The sequence below is a fragment of the Acinetobacter sp. ANC 4178 genome (assembly GCF_004331175.1).
GTDB lineage: Bacteria > Pseudomonadota > Gammaproteobacteria > Pseudomonadales > Moraxellaceae > Acinetobacter.
Genome location: NZ_SJOD01000002.1, coordinates 248,865 through 266,127, shown reverse-complemented (window position 1 = coordinate 266,127; position 17,263 = coordinate 248,865). Strand labels below are relative to the sequence as shown.

At 39.5% G+C, this 17,263-nt stretch carries 15 protein-coding genes; 8 read left to right on the top strand and 7 right to left on the bottom strand.

Features of this window, described 5'->3' with window-relative positions; all coding sequences use genetic code 11:
• Position 1: 1 nt before the first annotated feature.
• The 5 genes from E0H87_RS05555 to E0H87_RS05535 all read left to right on the top strand — a co-directional run bounded on the left by E0H87_RS05555 (position 2) and on the right by E0H87_RS05535 (position 5,414).
• Positions 2-994: a glycosyltransferase gene (locus E0H87_RS05555; RefSeq protein WP_131322695.1), complete on the top strand. Its 993-nt coding sequence runs from the start codon at positions 2-4 to the stop codon at positions 992-994.
• The gene (locus tag E0H87_RS05550; RefSeq protein WP_131322694.1) at positions 984-2,030 is read left to right on the top strand and encodes an ELM1/GtrOC1 family putative glycosyltransferase; all 1,047 of its coding nucleotides are present in this window, start codon (positions 984-986) and stop codon (positions 2,028-2,030) included. Before E0H87_RS05555 ends, E0H87_RS05550 begins: the two co-directional genes overlap by 11 nt.
• Positions 2,031-2,094: 64 nt before the next feature.
• Positions 2,095-3,150, top strand: coding sequence for a glycosyltransferase family 4 protein (locus E0H87_RS05545; RefSeq protein ID WP_131322693.1), 1,056 nt, complete (start codon positions 2,095-2,097; stop codon positions 3,148-3,150).
• A gap of 327 nt (positions 3,151-3,477) precedes the next feature.
• Positions 3,478-4,323, top strand: coding sequence for a glycosyltransferase family 2 protein (locus E0H87_RS05540; RefSeq protein WP_131322692.1), 846 nt, complete (start codon positions 3,478-3,480; stop codon positions 4,321-4,323).
• The gene (locus tag E0H87_RS05535) at positions 4,320-5,414 is read left to right on the top strand and encodes a glycosyltransferase (protein ID WP_131322691.1); all 1,095 of its coding nucleotides are present in this window, start codon (positions 4,320-4,322) and stop codon (positions 5,412-5,414) included. Before E0H87_RS05540 ends, E0H87_RS05535 begins: the two co-directional genes overlap by 4 nt.
• A gap of 11 nt (positions 5,415-5,425) precedes the next feature.
• Here E0H87_RS05535 and E0H87_RS05530 read toward each other — a convergent pair whose 3' ends face one another.
• From E0H87_RS05530 to E0H87_RS05515, 4 genes are all read right to left on the bottom strand, one after another.
• Positions 5,426-5,644, bottom strand: a complete 219-nt coding sequence (locus tag E0H87_RS05530; RefSeq protein WP_131322690.1) for a hypothetical protein — start codon at positions 5,642-5,644, stop codon at positions 5,426-5,428.
• Between the two features lie 152 nt (positions 5,645-5,796).
• The gene (locus E0H87_RS05525) at positions 5,797-6,681 is read right to left on the bottom strand and encodes a lysophospholipid acyltransferase family protein (protein WP_131322689.1); all 885 of its coding nucleotides are present in this window, start codon (positions 6,679-6,681) and stop codon (positions 5,797-5,799) included.
• A 317-nt stretch (positions 6,682-6,998) separates the two neighbouring features.
• Positions 6,999-8,786, bottom strand: coding sequence for an aspartate--tRNA ligase (aspS, locus tag E0H87_RS05520; protein WP_131322688.1), 1,788 nt, complete (start codon positions 8,784-8,786; stop codon positions 6,999-7,001).
• Between the two features lie 161 nt (positions 8,787-8,947).
• On the bottom strand, positions 8,948-9,712 hold the full coding sequence (locus tag E0H87_RS05515) for a DUF4184 family protein (RefSeq protein WP_131322687.1): 765 nt from the start codon (positions 9,710-9,712) through the stop codon (positions 8,948-8,950).
• 160 nt (positions 9,713-9,872) lie between these two features.
• Between E0H87_RS05515 and znuD the strand changes: the two genes are divergently transcribed.
• Positions 9,873-11,936 (top strand): zinc piracy TonB-dependent receptor ZnuD, encoded by a 2,064-nt coding sequence (znuD, locus tag E0H87_RS05510; RefSeq protein ID WP_131322686.1) that lies wholly within the window; start codon positions 9,873-9,875, stop codon positions 11,934-11,936.
• 105 nt (positions 11,937-12,041) lie between these two features.
• Positions 12,042-13,505, top strand: a complete 1,464-nt coding sequence (locus E0H87_RS05505; RefSeq protein ID WP_131322685.1) for a phospholipase D family protein — start codon at positions 12,042-12,044, stop codon at positions 13,503-13,505.
• 85 nt (positions 13,506-13,590) lie between these two features.
• On the opposite strand, the gene E0H87_RS05500 is transcribed toward E0H87_RS05505, so the two are convergent.
• A complete protein-coding gene (locus E0H87_RS05500) occupies positions 13,591-14,037 on the bottom strand; it encodes a hypothetical protein (protein WP_131322684.1) in 447 nt (148 codons plus the stop codon).
• A 174-nt stretch (positions 14,038-14,211) separates the two neighbouring features.
• On the opposite strand from E0H87_RS05500, the gene E0H87_RS05495 reads away from it, so the two are divergent.
• On the top strand, positions 14,212-14,625 hold the full coding sequence (locus tag E0H87_RS05495) for an RcnB family protein (RefSeq protein ID WP_131322683.1): 414 nt from the start codon (positions 14,212-14,214) through the stop codon (positions 14,623-14,625).
• Between the two features lie 81 nt (positions 14,626-14,706).
• On the opposite strand, the gene E0H87_RS05490 is transcribed toward E0H87_RS05495, so the two are convergent.
• Both E0H87_RS05490 and E0H87_RS05485 read right to left on the bottom strand, forming a co-directional pair.
• Entirely contained in the window at positions 14,707-15,204 is a 498-nt protein-coding gene (locus E0H87_RS05490) for a phosphate-starvation-inducible protein PsiE (protein WP_131322682.1), read from the bottom strand.
• Between the two features lie 119 nt (positions 15,205-15,323).
• Positions 15,324-17,105: an acyl-CoA dehydrogenase C-terminal domain-containing protein gene (locus tag E0H87_RS05485; protein WP_131322681.1), complete on the bottom strand. Its 1,782-nt coding sequence runs from the start codon at positions 17,103-17,105 to the stop codon at positions 15,324-15,326.
• Positions 17,106-17,263 lie beyond the last annotated feature (158 nt).

Sequence of the window (17,263 nt, the reverse complement as noted above, 5' to 3'; positions counted from 1 at the left end):
TATGAACATTACGCTTGTGATGGCAGGTGATGAGGAAGGTGGTTTAGAAAAGCATGTGGTTGAGCTAGCACATGGTTTACAACAACATGGTCATCAGGTGACTGTCATTGCACATGAAAAATATCGTGATCGCTTGCAGGTACATTTTGTAGCTGTGGATTTGAGTAAAAGTCGGCGTAATATTTTTGTACTTTATCAGTTATATAAAGCATTAAAAAATGAAAATGCTGATATTGTCCATGTGCATGGAAATAAAGCAGCTGCAATGGTGAGTTTACTTTTACCGTATTTAAAGCTGAAGAGTGTTGCAACACTACATAGCCGTAAAAAAAACACCAAAATGTTTAAAGCTTTTAATGCTGTGATTGCGGTGAGTCCAAATGCAGCAGAAGTATTGGATCATCCCCATAAACATGTGGTGCTGAATGGAATAGAGCCTCCAATTTTAAATGCCAATATTATGAAACATACACCACCTGTGGTGCTTGCTGTAGGAAGGCTAGTGCCAGTTAAGGGGTTTGATGTGCTTATTCAAGCATGGAAAGGCATCCAAAATGCTGAGCTCTGGATTGTTGGTGATGGTTTTGAAAAAGAAAAATTACAACATTTGATTACGGAGTTGGATTTAGAACAGTCTGTGAAACTTTTAGGCTTTAGGTCCGATATTGCAGAGTTGATGCAGCAAGCCTCTTTATATGTAATGTCATCTCATTATGAAGGTTGCCCATATACAATGATTGAAGCTTTACTGTGTAAAACACCAATGGTTTCGACAGCAGTAGGTGCAATGACCATGGTCTTGCCAGAGCAATATTTATGTCCTGAAAACGATGTAGATAGATTAAATCAACTCATGCGCAACGCATTGGTAGATTTAGAGGAAATGCAGAAAAATTATAAAGCAGTCTATGCGTTTGCTGCAAAAGAATTGGTACTCGATGGCATGCTGAGAAACGTAGAATCCGTTTATCGGGAGGTTTTAAATGCTGAATGATCAACCACTTATTCTTGCGCTCACCGATGGGAAAGCAGGGCATGAAACACAAACACAAGGTATTGTACAACTGTTAAATCAACAGCAGACTTATCAAGTTGAATGGCTCAAACTCAAATTACCCAGTAAATGGCAGTATCGAATACTAAAATGGTTGATGAAATTCAGCCCTAATACGGCATGGTTAACTGCATTTTTGACCCATGAACAATTGGAAAATTTAAAGCAGAAACAGGTTGCTTATATTGTCTCCGCTGGTGGAAATACGCTGTTGCCCAATGCATTGCTTAAGCTAGAACTCTCCAAAACACGAGCTGTAAAAAATATCGTGGCAAGTTCTTTACGTGGCATCAAGTCTCATTATTTTGATGTGGTATTTACCATACACGCGGAACAGGAAAATTTAGCACATTATCTGTATTATCCAGTCGCTCCAAACAAAATGTGTGCTTTGGCTTTAACTCAAATTCAAGCCAGAACAAAATTAGGTATTCAATCTTCTGCTCAAGTCATAACGGTATTGATTGGTGCGGATACCAAGACCGTTAGTATCGGATCTGTAGAAGAATGGGGTGCAGTCCTTCAAAAAATACGCTTGGAATATCCTGCTGCCCATATTTTGCTGACGACTTCCAGAAGAACATCGATTGAGTTTGAACATAGCTTGGAAGAGTTCTGTCATGCCCATGATATTTTTCAAGATAAAGATCAAATGACTTGGGTGGCGCAGGGTCAACAGTGTGATATTAAAGATTATATTTTGGCGGCAAATTGGGTTTTATCAAGTGCAGATTCAACCTCAATGATGGCTGAAGTAGTAATGTCAGGGCAACCATTATTGGTCTTTTATAATAAAAAAGGCATGCAGGATTTAGATATTCAACGACAGTTGATGTTTTTTGCGAAGCAAGGGTGGATTGGATTGTTTGATCAAATGAATAGTCAAAACTTTAGTCAAAGCATAGTGAAAATAAAAAAGCACAATCATGCAGAAAATATACTTCTTCGGCTTGATAGAGTGCTTGGAAAAAATTAGGCTGAGTCAGTTCATGAATAGTCCATTTAGTTAATGAAAATATTGTAGTTTAGGTTGATTTTATATGAAAATTATTAATACAGTTTATGGCGATGCTACAGGTGGGCGTTGGCAAGCAATGCTGAATATTGCTGATACATTAGAACAGTATGGGCATGAAGTGGTTTTATTAAGGGGAACTGAAAATGCTCATCTTAGCAGCGGTAGTCGACCTATACATGTGATTGCAAACACTGGTTTTTATAGTCTGCGAGCAGCATTAAAAATCCGTAAATTCATTGAGAAACAAAAACCTGATGTAATTATTGCTCATAGTGGTAAAGCAGTTTGGCTGTTTAAAAATGCAATGCTAACAATGGGAGTTAAAATTCCTGTTATTGCAGTAAATCATAGTCATAATGTAAAGCGTACGGTACGTGCGGATGCATTTATTCATATTACACCACATATTCAACATTTAGTTAAATCACGTTTATCGGATGCTCAGAATTCTCATAAAATGCATCGTGTAATTTCTAATCTTATGCATCTACCCGCAGAACCAGCATTACCGCAACCTTTACGTAAGCCTGTCACTATTGCAATGTTGACACGTATGATTCCGAATAAAGGGGTACATGTCCTGATAGAAGCAATTCATTTGTTAAATGAAAAAAATATTCAAGTTAGAGCAATACTTGCAGGAGATGGTGAGAATAAAGCCGAATATGAGCAAATGGTCAAAGATTTTAAAATTGAGCATCTAGTTCAATTTCCTGGATGGATTAATGCTGAAGAAAAATCTGAGATTTATCAGTCTGCAGATATGATGGCGATTCCTTCATTGAATGACATTCAACCACTTGGAATTTTGGATGCTTTTGGATGGGGCAAAGTTGTTTTAAGTAGTGACCATATTGGACCATTGCAGGTGTGTAAACATAGGCAAAATGCCTGGGTTGCAAAAGTTGGGGATGCACAAGATCTTGCAAATGGAATTGAATATCTGATTCATCATCCAGATGAAGCACTAAAAATTGCCCAGCAAGCCAAAAAAGAAGCATTGGAAATTTATTGTTTTGATCAAATCGCTAAAGAGCATAATGCTTTTATCCATGATGTCTATAATTGCTACAAATAGTTGATTAAGCTTAATCAACTATTTTGAATCGGATATTTTGGGTGAATGTGAAGATATTAAGTTTGGATATTTAACCAATTCAAAAGGTAAGTTGTAGTAAGATTTTAATTATATACATACCTATTTTATTGGTTTTTTATAGGTATCCTCTATCGGCATATATCATTACATAAGGTTAAGTGTAAAAAATGCAATAAGTTGAGGTAATTATTAGTTGAATGAATACTTTTGGAAATGGCAGATTTAAGTGAGAACTATATTGAGTTTAAATAGTCAAATACAAGTAATTCAGGTTTTTAGTATTTCTAGTAGACATGAGTATGTTAAATGCAGCCTTTAGTTTCGATCATTATACCTTGTTATAATCATAGACAGTATATTCTTGAGAGTATCCAGTCTATCTTAAATCAAACTTATCAATCTATTGAACTCATAGTTATCGATGATGGTTCAAAAGACGACTCATTTGAGGAAATAAAAAAAATAGAGTCAGAATGTCGGGGAAGATTTATCAGATTCGAATGTTATACACGTGAAAATAAAGGCCTGAGTGCGACACTAAATGAAGCAATAAAATGGTGTCAGGGAAAATATGTATCTCTGATTGCATCAGATGACATAATGTTCCCTGAGAAAACGTCCAGACAAGTCGAATACCTTGAAAATACTCCTGTTATTGGAGTATTTGGTGCAGTAGCAATTATTGATGCAAATGGAAATGCTGTTACTACGAGAATCTCTAATAAGCCATCGTTTTCATTTGAAGATATTATTTTAAATAAGCACGATTTGCCCGCATGTACACAAATGATTCGTTTGACTAGCTTAAAAGATGTAAATGGGTATGATGAAAGTATAAAAGTTGAAGATTGGTACTTGTTGTTAAAGCTAACAAAGAATGGTGAAAGACTCGACTATATACCAGAAGTCTTTTGTGGCTATAGGGTACATGGCTCTAACTTTTCTCATAATCATTTAGTAATGTATAATGATATGAAAAAAATTATACAAGACTATAAAATTCATTTTTTATATCCTCTGGCTGAATATAAAATTAATAGACAAATAGCAAAAGCACTTTTTAAAACAAATAAATCTTTTTCTGGATATTTATGGCTAAGAGTAAATAACTGGTTTAGATATTATTTATTAAAGTTGAAAATCCGGAAATGAAGAAAGTACTTTTTATCGTTGATAATCTAGGTAAGGGTGGTGCTCAAAGCATTACATGTGCTCTGGCAAACTTTTTAAGCCGCTCTTCATTAGTTGAAGTCACTGTTTGTGCACTTGATAATACTAATCAGAATTGTCATCTTGAACCGTCAGTTGAACTTATCAGTTTAAATATTCGCCATGATTTTTCTTATGGTAAATTGTGGAAAAGGAAAACTTTAACAGAAGCTGAACAGGCTATGGTTGAAGAAAAAATTAATAACAGGAATTTCACTTTAATTATTTTAGGATTTCACAATGGATATTATCTTTATGACTATCTTGGGCAAAAAGATAAAATCTGGTTTTGGGTACATGGAGAAATATTGGAGAAAAGACCTTTTAAGAATATTTGGGGACAGTTGCGAAGTTATTTACGTTACGAGCGTCATAAATTTTATTTTAAACAGCTACTTAATGGGAAAAAGATTGTTATTGTTAGCAACCATCTAGAAGAAGCTTATAAAAAGATCCTTGAATTATCACAGTTTGTAACCATTCCAAATGGTATTGAGTTACCAGAAAATACAAAACGTTTTAATTCAAAAAAGTGGGATGCTTTATTTTTAGGACGCTTAGTGAATCTTAAGCAGGTTGATCATACTATTATGGCGTTTTATAAAGCAAAAGTGAGTGGAAAACTTGGAATATTAGGTGATGGCCCTGAAATTTTATCTTTAAAAAGTTTAGTGAATAAATTGAATATACAGGATCGTGTAGATTTTCTTGGTTGGTCTAATAGCCCGCAAGATTTTATATGCCAATCTCAGTGTGTTGTTATGAGCTCATCAAGTGAGGGAAGCCCGATATCTTTATTACAGGCATTGAGTTTGGATGTACCAATAGTAAGTTATAACTCAAGTAGTAGTATAGCATTACTCTTTGATAACCCGACTATGAACCGTTATCTAGTTCCAAAAAATGACATAGAGACGTTAGCCCTTGCTTTAAAAGAATGTGTTAATCATCCTTACAGCATACCTAAAGAAGTCAAAAGTACTATAGATATAGAAACGATGGCTAAGACTTTCATGAACTTGATTCCGGATTAAGTTCATGAATTTTATTTATGGTCAGGATTGCCTTTAAGCACCATGTAAATCAAGCCGACAAAAATTGCAAAGGCACCGCCTAAACTGCTCACGCAGAAATACAGAATACGGCTAGAAGTGTCTAAGTTAAATAAGTCATTGGCAAGAATATAACGCATGAATAACCATTGAACGACTGCAAAAACAATTACCACAAGACCACGACGGCGGACTTCAGGACGCATAGCCATAAGCTTGCTCATCTATCGACATAAAACTGGCGGCTATTATGCCACTGCTCAGAATTGATCTCAAATGAATAAAAACAATTAGCTCAATGCAATACAAATTTATATCAATTTGAGCTTTTATTTTTATAATCCAAACAAATTCTTAAAGAATGTTAGATCATGGGGTGTTTGCTGTAAACATTGACATTGCCATAACAATTCCTGAAGCGTTTGTATGACCAGATATACTGTTCGGGCGCGAGCTGAATCATCTCTTGCATTGCCAGATTTAAGCTATCCACAGACTGTTGTAAATCTTTTGAAAGAATTGTTTGAGGCAATTCGGTGCAATATACATCAAAACTGGATAATTCAGGATTACGGATACAGCTTAAGCCAATGACATTGCATTGCGTCTTGGCCGCCATTTTCGAAACCAATGTTGCCGATAGTGTATTCTGCTGGAAAAAATGTGAATAAATTCCGCCAGAAGCTTTAGGTAAATGATCAGGCAAAACGACAGTCAGACCACCTTGCTTTAGATGCTTAAAAATTTGACGTATTCCTGTTTCATCTGTTGGTACCAAGGTGGCATTAAATTTCTGTCGGGCATTTAAAATATACCGATTCACGCCTTTTATTTTGTCAGGTTTGTACATGATCATGGGTTGCGTATAAATATTTAACCAAGCATTTAACAGTTCCCAGCAACCAAAGTGAGGAACGACCACAATCACGCCTTTTTGATTGGCTAAAGCCTTTTCTAAGAGCTCTGCACCATGAATATTCTTGAGTAAGTTGAAGTTGTATTGAGGCGACATTCCCCAGCATTTTACAAATTCGATATAGGTCATGCATTGGCTTTGAATGCTGAGACGAAGACGCTTTTGTAAGGCTTGTTCATTTAATTCAGGATATGCCAATCGGAGATTAATCGTTGTAATTCGTTTGATGGAGGAGCTTGTATGAAAGAGTAGATAGGCAATCCAAAGCGCGATTCTTTGTAAAAATGACAAAGGTAAAATTGCGATAAATTTAAGCAGGAAATAAATAGCCATATTTTGACTCAAGAATCTTTTTACAAGAAAGGATGAGAGAAAATTTTGTAAAGAGACTTAAAAATCTAAGATAGATAGAATCAAAAAAAGATGAGCATCTTAAGAACAAAATGGATTTTTGAATAGAATAATTAAGGCAAGAACTGTTGCAACAGAATATAGGCTATTGTTGCTTACTCTAAGCGGGATGAAAGAAAAGTTCAAAAGAAAATTTAAAGAATGCTTAGTAAAGATGTAATTTTCAAAAATGTCATTGATTGGAACATTTGAGCATAAAAAACCCTGCACGAGTGCAGGGTTTTGAGTGAAGCTAAAGCTTATGCTTCTTTTGCTTCAGCTTTTTGTTTTTCACGTAAACGAATACCTAAGTCACGCAATTGGTTGGCTTCAACTGGCGCTGGCGCTTGAGTTAATGGACATTCAGCAGTCTTCGTTTTCGGGAATGCAATCACATCACGAATTGAAGTCGCGCCTGTCATTAACATGATTAAACGATCAAGACCAAATGCCAAACCACCGTGTGGAGGTGCACCGTAACGCAATGCATTCAGTAAGAAGCTGAATTTTTCTTCGGCTTCTTCTTCGCCAATACCTAATGCTTCAAAAATTGCTTTTTGCATTTCTAAAGTATAGATACGGAGTGAACCACCGCCGACTTCAGTACCGTTCAATACCATGTCATAGGCAACAGAAAGCGCAGCGCCTGGGTTATTCTTCACTTCTTCAACACTTGATTTTGGAAGGGTGAATGGGTGATGCACAGAGGTCCATTTGCCATCATCAGTTTCTTCAAACATTGGGAAGTCAACCACCCAAAGCGGCGCCCACTCACAAGTTGCAAGGTTCATGTCATGGCCAATCTTCACACGAAGTGCGCCCATTGCGTCATTAACAACTTTGGCTTTGTCTGCACCGAAGAACACGATGTCGCCATTTTCAGCACCAACACGTTTTAACAAATCAAGCACGATTGGCTCGATGAATTTAACGATTGGAGATTGAAGACCTTCGATGCCTTTTTCAAGTTCGTTAACTTTGATGTAAGCCAAACCTTTCGCACCGTAGATGCCAACGAATTTAGTGTATTCATCAATTGCACTACGTGGAAGAGAACCTGCACCTGGAACGCGTAAAGCTACAATACGACCTTTAGGATCTTTAGCAGGACCTGCGAATACTTTGAACTCAACGTCTTGCATTAAGTCTGCAACGTCAACCAATTTCAATGGAATACGCATATCTGGTTTGTCAGAGGCATAGTCACGCATTGCGTCTGCATAGGTCATACGTTCAAATTTATCGAATTTTACATTCAATAATTCGTTGAACATTTTAACCGTTAAGCCTTCCATTAAATCCATGATGTCATCGTCACTCATGAACGATGTTTCAACGTCGATTTGGGTAAATTCAGGCTGACGATCTGCACGCAAATCTTCGTCACGGAAGCATTTCGCGATTTGGTAGTAACGATCAATACCACCCACCATCAACAACTGTTTGAACAATTGTGGTGATTGTGGAAGTGCGTAGAAGCTACCATTTGAAACACGGCTTGGCACTAAATAGTCACGTGCACCTTCTGGTGTTGCACGGGTCAAGATTGGTGTTTCAACGTCAAGGAAACCGTGATCTTCAAAATAGTTACGGATCAAGTTAGTCACTTTAGAGCGGAAACGTAAGCGCTCTAACATTTCTGGACGACGGATGTCCAAGAAACGATATTTCAAACGAATTTCTTCTGAAATATTGGTATTTTCGTCATTTAATGGGAATGGCGGAGTTTCAGATTGAGCCAGAACTTCAATGTCTTTACCTAAAACTTCGATTTGACCGCTCACCATATTGGCATTTTCTGTGCCTTCATAACGGCGACGTACACGGCCTGTAATTTTTAATACGAATTCTGAACGTGCTTTGTCCGCAGTTGCGAATGCTTCAGGAGTATCTGGATCAATCACGACTTGAACTAAACCATCACGGTCACGCATGTCGAGGAAGATCACACCACCGTGGTCACGGCGACGATGTACCCAACCGCAAAGGGTTACGGTTTCATCAATTTGGGCTTCGGTTAAAGAACCGCAGTAATGAGTTCGCATCATAGCGTATAAAATCCAACTATATGGGTTAAGGAAGCGCATACGTAAACAGCGTACCGCTCGTAAAGGAAGGATTATGCCTCGTTGAGGATTTTGTCACAAGGACTAGATCCAAATTCCACATTATTTCAGGGCTTTTCGGTGCAAAATTCAGGAACCTGAGGTTATTTGAAATGCTGTTTTTGATCGAAGAACATAAAAATAAGACAGCCTGTGCTGAAGATGACTAAAGCGACTTGAGTAAATTCATTGATGCTTCGCCCTGTAAAATAGTACAGATTGGCGACCCAGACTTCATGAGAAAAATAACGCGCATAATCCCAAACTGAATAAAAGCCGCTCAGCAGCGTTAAGCCAAATAAACTCCAAGCATAAAGCTTAATCTTGAACGAAACTTTTTCTCTTTGTCGAAATTGTTGAAAATAATGGATACACATCCAAGCAAGGATAGGTAATGTCAGGATGGATGTGCCAATTTGAAGCACACGATGCACAGGAAAATGCTGCCCGAATAGGGAAATGCTTTGACTTAGGAAATCCCGAAAGGCAAAGGTTCTGAAGTCGACATGGGTCAGCCCGTCCCAAATCAGGTGGGTACTTATCCCAACCAAAATGCCAATGACAATGCCTATAACAAAACCCATGCGTGTTTTAAGTTGTGTTAGCTGCAATGGATCTTGTAAGCCTAAAAAACGATATAGCACAGGTCGATAGAGTAAATACCAGAACAGACAAAAAATCAGCCCAATTGCTAAATTCGGATAAATCAAAGCACTCCAGAGATGGGTTTTTCCACCATCCTGTTGGGTAAACAGCCGAGTTAGATCGGGCGTCATACAACCAATGGCGAGGGCAGCCGTGGGTAAATACCCTTTGCTAAGTTTGGCAAGGGGCGGTGCGAGAACAGCATGAGAAAGAGTAAAAGGCATGAAATCAGGTTAATCCCATAATTCGAAATAAGGCGATAAAATGGATAATGCGCTAAAACCAAGATAAAGAACTGAGCAGGGAGATTCTGTTTCTTATTGCAAAATAATAGTAATGTTATATTATAACAGTTAATGACTTTCACCAGACCAAACCTGACTCATGCACTTTCATAAGAATTTACTTTCCGTTGCGATTCTTGCGGTAATCGCACCTTCTGCATTTGCACAAGATAATGAATCTACGCAAAAATTAGACACCATTCAAGTGACCGCACATCCATTGGTGCAGACCGCCGTGGATTATTCGGCTGCCGATCACGTGATTAAAAGCGATCAGTTGGCGCAAGGCAGTACCACCATAGGTGAAGCGTTAAGTAATCAAGTCGGTGTATATTCTAATCAGTTTGGTCCAGGTGCCAGTCGCCCCGTGATTCGAGGGCAAGATGCGGCACGTGTCAAAGTCTTGGCAAATGCTTCTGAAACCATGGATGTATCGACTTTATCGCCTGATCATGCAGTGACCGTAGATCCGACTTTAGCCAAGCAAATTGAAATTGTACGTGGTCCGTCAACCTTATTGTACGGGGCTGGAAATGTAGGTGGTTTGGTCAATGTCACGGACAATAAGATTCCCACCCAGATGCCAGAGAACGGCTATGAAGGAAAACTTGGTGTACGTTACAACACGGGCAACGATGAAAAGTTAGCTACAGCAGGGGTAACCGTTGGTTTGGGTGATCAAGTCGCATTACGTGTTGAAGGCCTGAAACGAGATGCAAATAATTATATTGCCCCAGATTATGTTCATGAAGGTGAAAAAGAACGTCGCGTAGATAACACTTTTGCGGAGTCTCAAAATGTGACTTTAGGACTGTCATGGATTTATGATCATGGTTTTACAGGAGTTTCTTATACCAATCGTCAAGATCAATATGGATTGCCCGGTCATAATCATGAATATGAAAGCTGTGAAGCACATTTAGCAGGACAACCACATTTACATTGTGGTGAGCACGATCATGAGCATGAAGCAGATATACATGAGGCACATGACCATAGTCATGCGGGACCTTGGGTAGATCTAAAATCAGAGCGTTATGATTTTAGAAGTGAGTTGGCAGACCCATTTGCAGGCTTCCAAAAACTACGTGTACAAGCGAGTTATACCGATTATCAACATGATGAAATTGAAGAAGGTCAAGCGGCCACAACCTTTAAAAGCCAAGGTTATGACACGCGTTTAGAATTGCTGCATAACCCGATTGGGGCATGGGAAGGCGTGATTGGCACTCAGTTTGGTCGCCAAAAACTCGATATCATAGGAGAAGAAGCGTTATTTGCGGGGCCAAGTACCACAGATAAATGGAGTGTGTTTGCTTTAGAGCATCGCCAATGGAACGATGTGCATTTTGAACTGGCAGCACGTTTGGATCAGCAAAATATCGATATTGATTCACCACAAAAAGATTATGACGATCATGCATTTTCTTATTCAGGTGCGGCGAACTGGGCATTTGCACCGAATTATAAATTGTCTTTGGTGGCCTCCCATCAAGAACGGTTACCGATGGCGCAGGAGCTGTATTCACAAGGTAAGCATCTGGCAACCAATACCTACGAGTTGGGCAATGAAAATTTAGCTGTTGAGAAATCGAATAACCTTGAATTGGGTTTCCATTACGATACCGATCGACTGAACTATCATGTTCATGTGTTCCATAATTGGTTTGATAATTATATCTATGCCCAAACGCTGGATCGTTATGAAGATTTCCGTCTAATTCAATATGCGCAAGATAAAGCACGTTTTTATGGTGCTGAAGGGGAAATTTCATATCAACTGTCGCCAATCTATACCACCACGTTATTTGGTGACTATGTACGTGGAAAAATCGATGCTGAAGGGGATGCGCCACGTGTTCCTGGTGGTCGTGTAGGAACACGTTTTGACGCTGATTTTGGTGATGGTTTCTCGGGAACTGCGGAATATTACCGTGCTTTCAAACAAGACAAAATTGCAGTCTATGAAACAGAAACCGATGGCTACAATATGGTAAATCTGGGTTTAGCTTATGCCGCCCGCCTATCGGATAAAACGGATTATCGGGTTTATGCCAAAGCCAATAACCTGTTAGATGAAACGGTATATAACCATGCATCATTCTTATCGACACTGCCACAAATGGGGCGGAACTTCACAGTTGGGTTGGAATTTGGTTTCTAAGTAAACATTGACTTTTTGAATGGATTCAAGGTGATGTCACACAAAGCCACTTGAAAAATGTGTCAAGAAAACCTAGCCTGAACCTATTGGGTTAGGTTTTTTCTTATGCGTATTTTTCGAAAAATTCATCATAAATTAAATTGGACACCGCGGCGTTATGCTGCGGTCATTGTTAGTTTCTTGGCACTGGGCTATTTGGCGTCAGGGATTTATCACACGCTAAAACCGTTGCCTGAAGGTTTAAATTACACGGGGAAACTACGGCATGCCCAAGTGAAGTTTTTAGCGGATCAGACGTATTTAACCCGTGATGGCAAACAGCAGCAACAGCACGTCATTTTTAATGAAATGCTAAAAATGATTGATGAAGCCCAAACGACCATTGTATTGGATATGTTTTTATTCAATAAAGAAGTCGGTGAATCGAAACTGCAACAGCAAGCATTAACCCAACAATTAACTGATGCCTTAATTTCGAAACGCCGCCAGTATCCGCAGGTTGAAATTAAATTTATTACCGACCCTATTAATTCAGTCTATGGCGGTGTAGCGCCTGAACATTATCGTCAATTGCGCCAAGCGGGGATTGATGTGATTGAAACCGATTTGCGTCCACTACGGGCATCCAATCCAACTTGGTCAGGCTTCTGGTATTTGTGCTGTCAAAATGCAGGCAATAATCCTGAAAAAGGTTGGTTGCCAAATCCATTTGGTAAAGAACCGATCACTCTACGCAGTTATTTTAATTTATTTAACTTTAAAGCCAATCATCGTAAAACCTTGGTGGTGGATACGGTGCAGGGATGGAAGGCTTTAGTCACGTCGATGAACCCACATGATGGTAGTTCACGACATTCTAATGTCGCTTTAGTGGTGATGGGCAATACCGCTATCGATATTTTAAAGACCGAGCAAGCGGTAGGTCGAATGTCTGGTGGTGACATTCCGATGATTATTCTGGGTGAGTTTGAGGCCGCGAAAACAGAACCCCAAGTGCAAGTCCTGACGGAACAAGCGATTCTGGAGGCAACTTTAAACTTAATTACGACTGCAAAGAAACACAATCAGATTGATTTGGCAATGTTCTATTTATCTGAGCGACAAATTATTCAGGCCCTCATCGCGGCACAGGAGCGTGGTGTGCAACTGCGGGTTTTACTTGATCCGAATAAAGATGCTTTTGGACGTCAAAAAAATGGTATTCCTAACCGTCAGGTAGCCTCTGAGTTACATGCGGTTGGTATCTCTGTGCGTTGGTGCAACACTCAAGGCGAACAATGCCACAGTAAAATGATTGTGAAGCGTAGTGGCAATAGCAGTGAAATGATTTTAGGTTCAGCCAATTTTACCGCGCGAAATATTAAAAATTATAATTTAGAGACAGATTTACGTGTACTGGGTTCGACTCAGGCTCAAGTGTTTCAAGATGCGAATCAGTACTTTAATACGGCATGGTCAAACCTCGAAGGGAAACAAATGAGTGTGGATTATGCCAAGTATGCAGATGACTCGAAGTTGAAATATGCGTTATATCGTTTTATGGAGTGGAGTGGTTTATCGACGTTTTAATTTTTAATCCCTCCTAACCTCCCTTTAATAAAGGGAGGAAATTCCTGATTTAAATCAGGAATTGAGAGGGGGAAATTGTTTAGACCTAAGGGTTTGGCGGAATGATTTGATCCAAATCTTTGTCGGTCATGTTATCTAATTCATGTAGATCAGTTTTAATTTTCCACTGCGTTTCATCTTCAACAGGCTGTGGTAAACGGGCTTCGAGCCAGTCACAAACCACATCGGGTGGAAAATCTGGATGGTTACATTGAATAACCCACGCCAGAAACGCCTTGGCTTCACCATTCATATAAGGTGGAGGAGAAACGGGGATGAATACAGTAGGTAAACGTTCATTGGTCGAAATGTAATTCAGTACATGCCCCAGTTCTTGTACGGTTTGCCATGCGAGAGGATGATCGACATTAATTTGGAATTTAAACCACCATGCATGTTGACCGTCTGTTCCATAAGAGTCGATTAATCTTTTTTGCACGCTTGGTACTTTTGAGAAAAATTGATGCAGTCGTTCAAAGTTTAATTCCGCCACAATGTTCCACCTAATCCATGAAAAAAATTATTTTAACATAAAGCATAGCAATCCAAATTCACATTCAGAGTGGGAAGAGCATCGTGTACAAATCTTTGCCCAGCCTGCTATTTTTATACATGCTTGAGCAACAAGATAGGTTAAAATATCAACAAAGATCATTGGGAGCAGCAGATGAAAGAGAAGTTCTGTTTTGCATGTGGAATAGCCATCTTGATGCTGAGTTCTAGCTATGCCTCTGCAGATGCCAATGGCTGGTCGAATTATCAGGGAACCAGTACCAAACGGCCCAATTATCGACCTTATCCACCCCAACCGCCTTATCCAAATCGACCTTATCCGCCACATGATCATCGTCCACCGAATTGGGATCGACCACAAGCCAACGTGAGTATTAACTTACAAGCGCCGACTTACACGCAATACAATCATCAAAGTACCAGTTATGTTTTTGGTGATGCCAATTCAAGGATTGAAAGTTCAAATTATCGGATTATTAATGACTGGCAACGTTTAGGGTTACCTGAACCGCCACAAAACATGTACTGGATCTTTGAAAATGGTCGTTATGTGTTAGTCCCTAGATAGAGGCATGCTGCCATCTTTCGATCTGGGCAAAGTGACCTCTGCCGTGATCGAAAGTAGCTATATAATCTTTACAAGATTCAATTAAGCCAATTCATCATCTTCAGGACGTGGGGTTTTACCTAGCGGTAAGGGTTTATCATGATGTTTATCGCGGATGACGGAAGGAAATGTCCATGACGCATAACGCACAATTAAAATGGCTAGCGCAAGAATCAAAATTGAACCTGTAATAATCACCAAGTCCATATCGGCTTTATGATCGTGTTGAATGTCTGAAATCAAAAGACGGGTGAGGGCAGTAATCGCCACATAAATCAGAAAACGCACGGGCATATGATTGGTTTTAAAATAAATGCCCACCATGGCGCCCAATTCTAAATAGATAAATAACAATAGAATGTCATCGATCGTGGCGTATTGTTTGACGGTTAAAATCTCGATTACAGTATGCACCGCGGACCATGCCACCATACAGCCAATAATGAATAGGGCAATGTAGTGAAAGCTTTCAACCGCTATATTGCCTAGTCGGTCGAGGAGGGTTTCAATTTTGACCACTTTAGGATCTCGTTCAGACATCTTTACCTCCTTGAATTGAATGAAATAACAACATATTCAATCATAAGCAAATTTCATGCACATGAACATTGTTGCATAAAAAAACGCCTGACAATGCAGGCGTTTTTTATATTGAATGCTTATGCTTGGCTAGTGAAATAGTCTTCACTGAAGTTCATGATCAAGTCAGAACCTGCTTTCACTTTAGCAATACGCATGTCTAGTTCAGGAAGAATGCGTTGTGCAAAGTATTGCGCAAGTACTAATTTGTTTTGGAAGAACTCACCGTCTTTATCTTTTGCCGCATTGGCAATACGGGCAAACATATAAGCAAAGCTAAGTAGGCCCACAGCGTGTAAGTAGTCAACCGCTGCTGCGTTCGGGAATTCTACATTTTCAGCCGCTTGTTCAAGTACGAATTGAGTCAGGTCAGCAACTTCTGTTGCTGCATCTAAGGTCGCATCTTTAATGAAGTTCAAGTCTGCATCTAAACCATTGGCAAAATCACGAATTTCTTCGATGTATTCAGCAATGTAGGCACCATTACACTTAATGGTTTTACGACCGATCAAGTCTTGTGACTGAACGCCATTGGTTCCTTCGTAAATTTGGGCAATACGTAAGTCACGTACACATTGTTCCATACCCCATTCACGGATATAGCCATGACCACCGAAGCACATTTGCGCATCTAGCGTTGCTTGGAACGCGGTGTCGGTTAAATATGCTTTCGCAATTGGTGTAAGTAGCGCAACGCGGTCATTGGCTTGTTTTACTGCTGCAGCATCAGTAGAGAACTTGGTGATGTCTAACTGTTGACCCACATACACAGCAAAGGCACGCGATGCTTCATTGTTGGCACGTACGTTTAACAACATACGACGTACATCGCCATGTACCAAAATACTGTCTGCAGGTTTGTTTGGTGATTTCACGCCAGATGCACTACGACCTTGTAAACGATCCGTCGCATATTGTGCTGCATTTTGGTAGGCATATTCAGACGCCCCCAGACCTTGAATACCCATCGACAAGCGTTCGTAGTTCATCATCACGAACATCGCAGCAAGACCTTCATTTTCTTTGCCTACGAGGTAACCTTTGGCAGCATCAAAGTTCATGACGCAAGTTGCAGAGGCTTTGATCCCCATTTTGTGTTCGATTGAACCAGGACCTGCGGCATTACGTTCGCCTACTGAACCATCTTCGTTGACAAGGAATTTTGGTACGATGAACAATGAAATACCACGTGAACCCGCAGGTGCATCTGGAGTTTTTGCCAACACCAAGTGAATAATGTTCTCAGCTAAGTCGTGGTCACCGCCAGTAATGAAGATTTTAGTGCCAGTAATGTTGTAAGTACCATCTTCGTTACGTTCAGCTTTAGTTTTGATAATACCTAAATCTGTACCTGAGTGTGGTTCTGTTAAGCACATGGTACCTGACCATTCACCTGAGTAAATTTTAGGTAAATACGTTTCTTTTTGCTCTTGAGAGGCATAGCTATTCAGTGCCATACCAGCACCCACAGAAAGTAATGGGTAAAGCATGAACGATGGGTTGGTTGCAAATAACATTTCGTCTGCAAGTACGGTCAGCATTTTAGGCATGCCTTGACCGCCCCATTCTTCATCTGCAGCTAAACCAATCCAACCACCTTCAGCATATTGCTTAAACGCTTCTTTAAAACCAGCAGGTGTAGTCACCGCGCCATTGTTATAAGTTGCACCTTCTTCATCACCAGTGCGATTAAGCGGTAAGGTTACGTTTTGTGCAAATTTAGCCATTTCTTCGAGAATTGCTTCAGCTGTTGCGCTGTCTACATGAGCAAGATTTTCATTAGACTGCCAGAATTGTTCTGCGTTGAAAACGTCATTGAGGATAAACTTCATATCCGCAAGTGGGGCATTATAAATTGGCATATTCGTTCACCTTTGTTGTATACATTTGCATGTGCTGAATGTGGAATAACACGCATTCAACGTATTATGGATTGAATTAAATTTAGCATTGATTACATAAAAAAAGGACCGTCAAAACCGACCAGTCCTTTTTTCTTAAATTAACATTGCAAGCAACA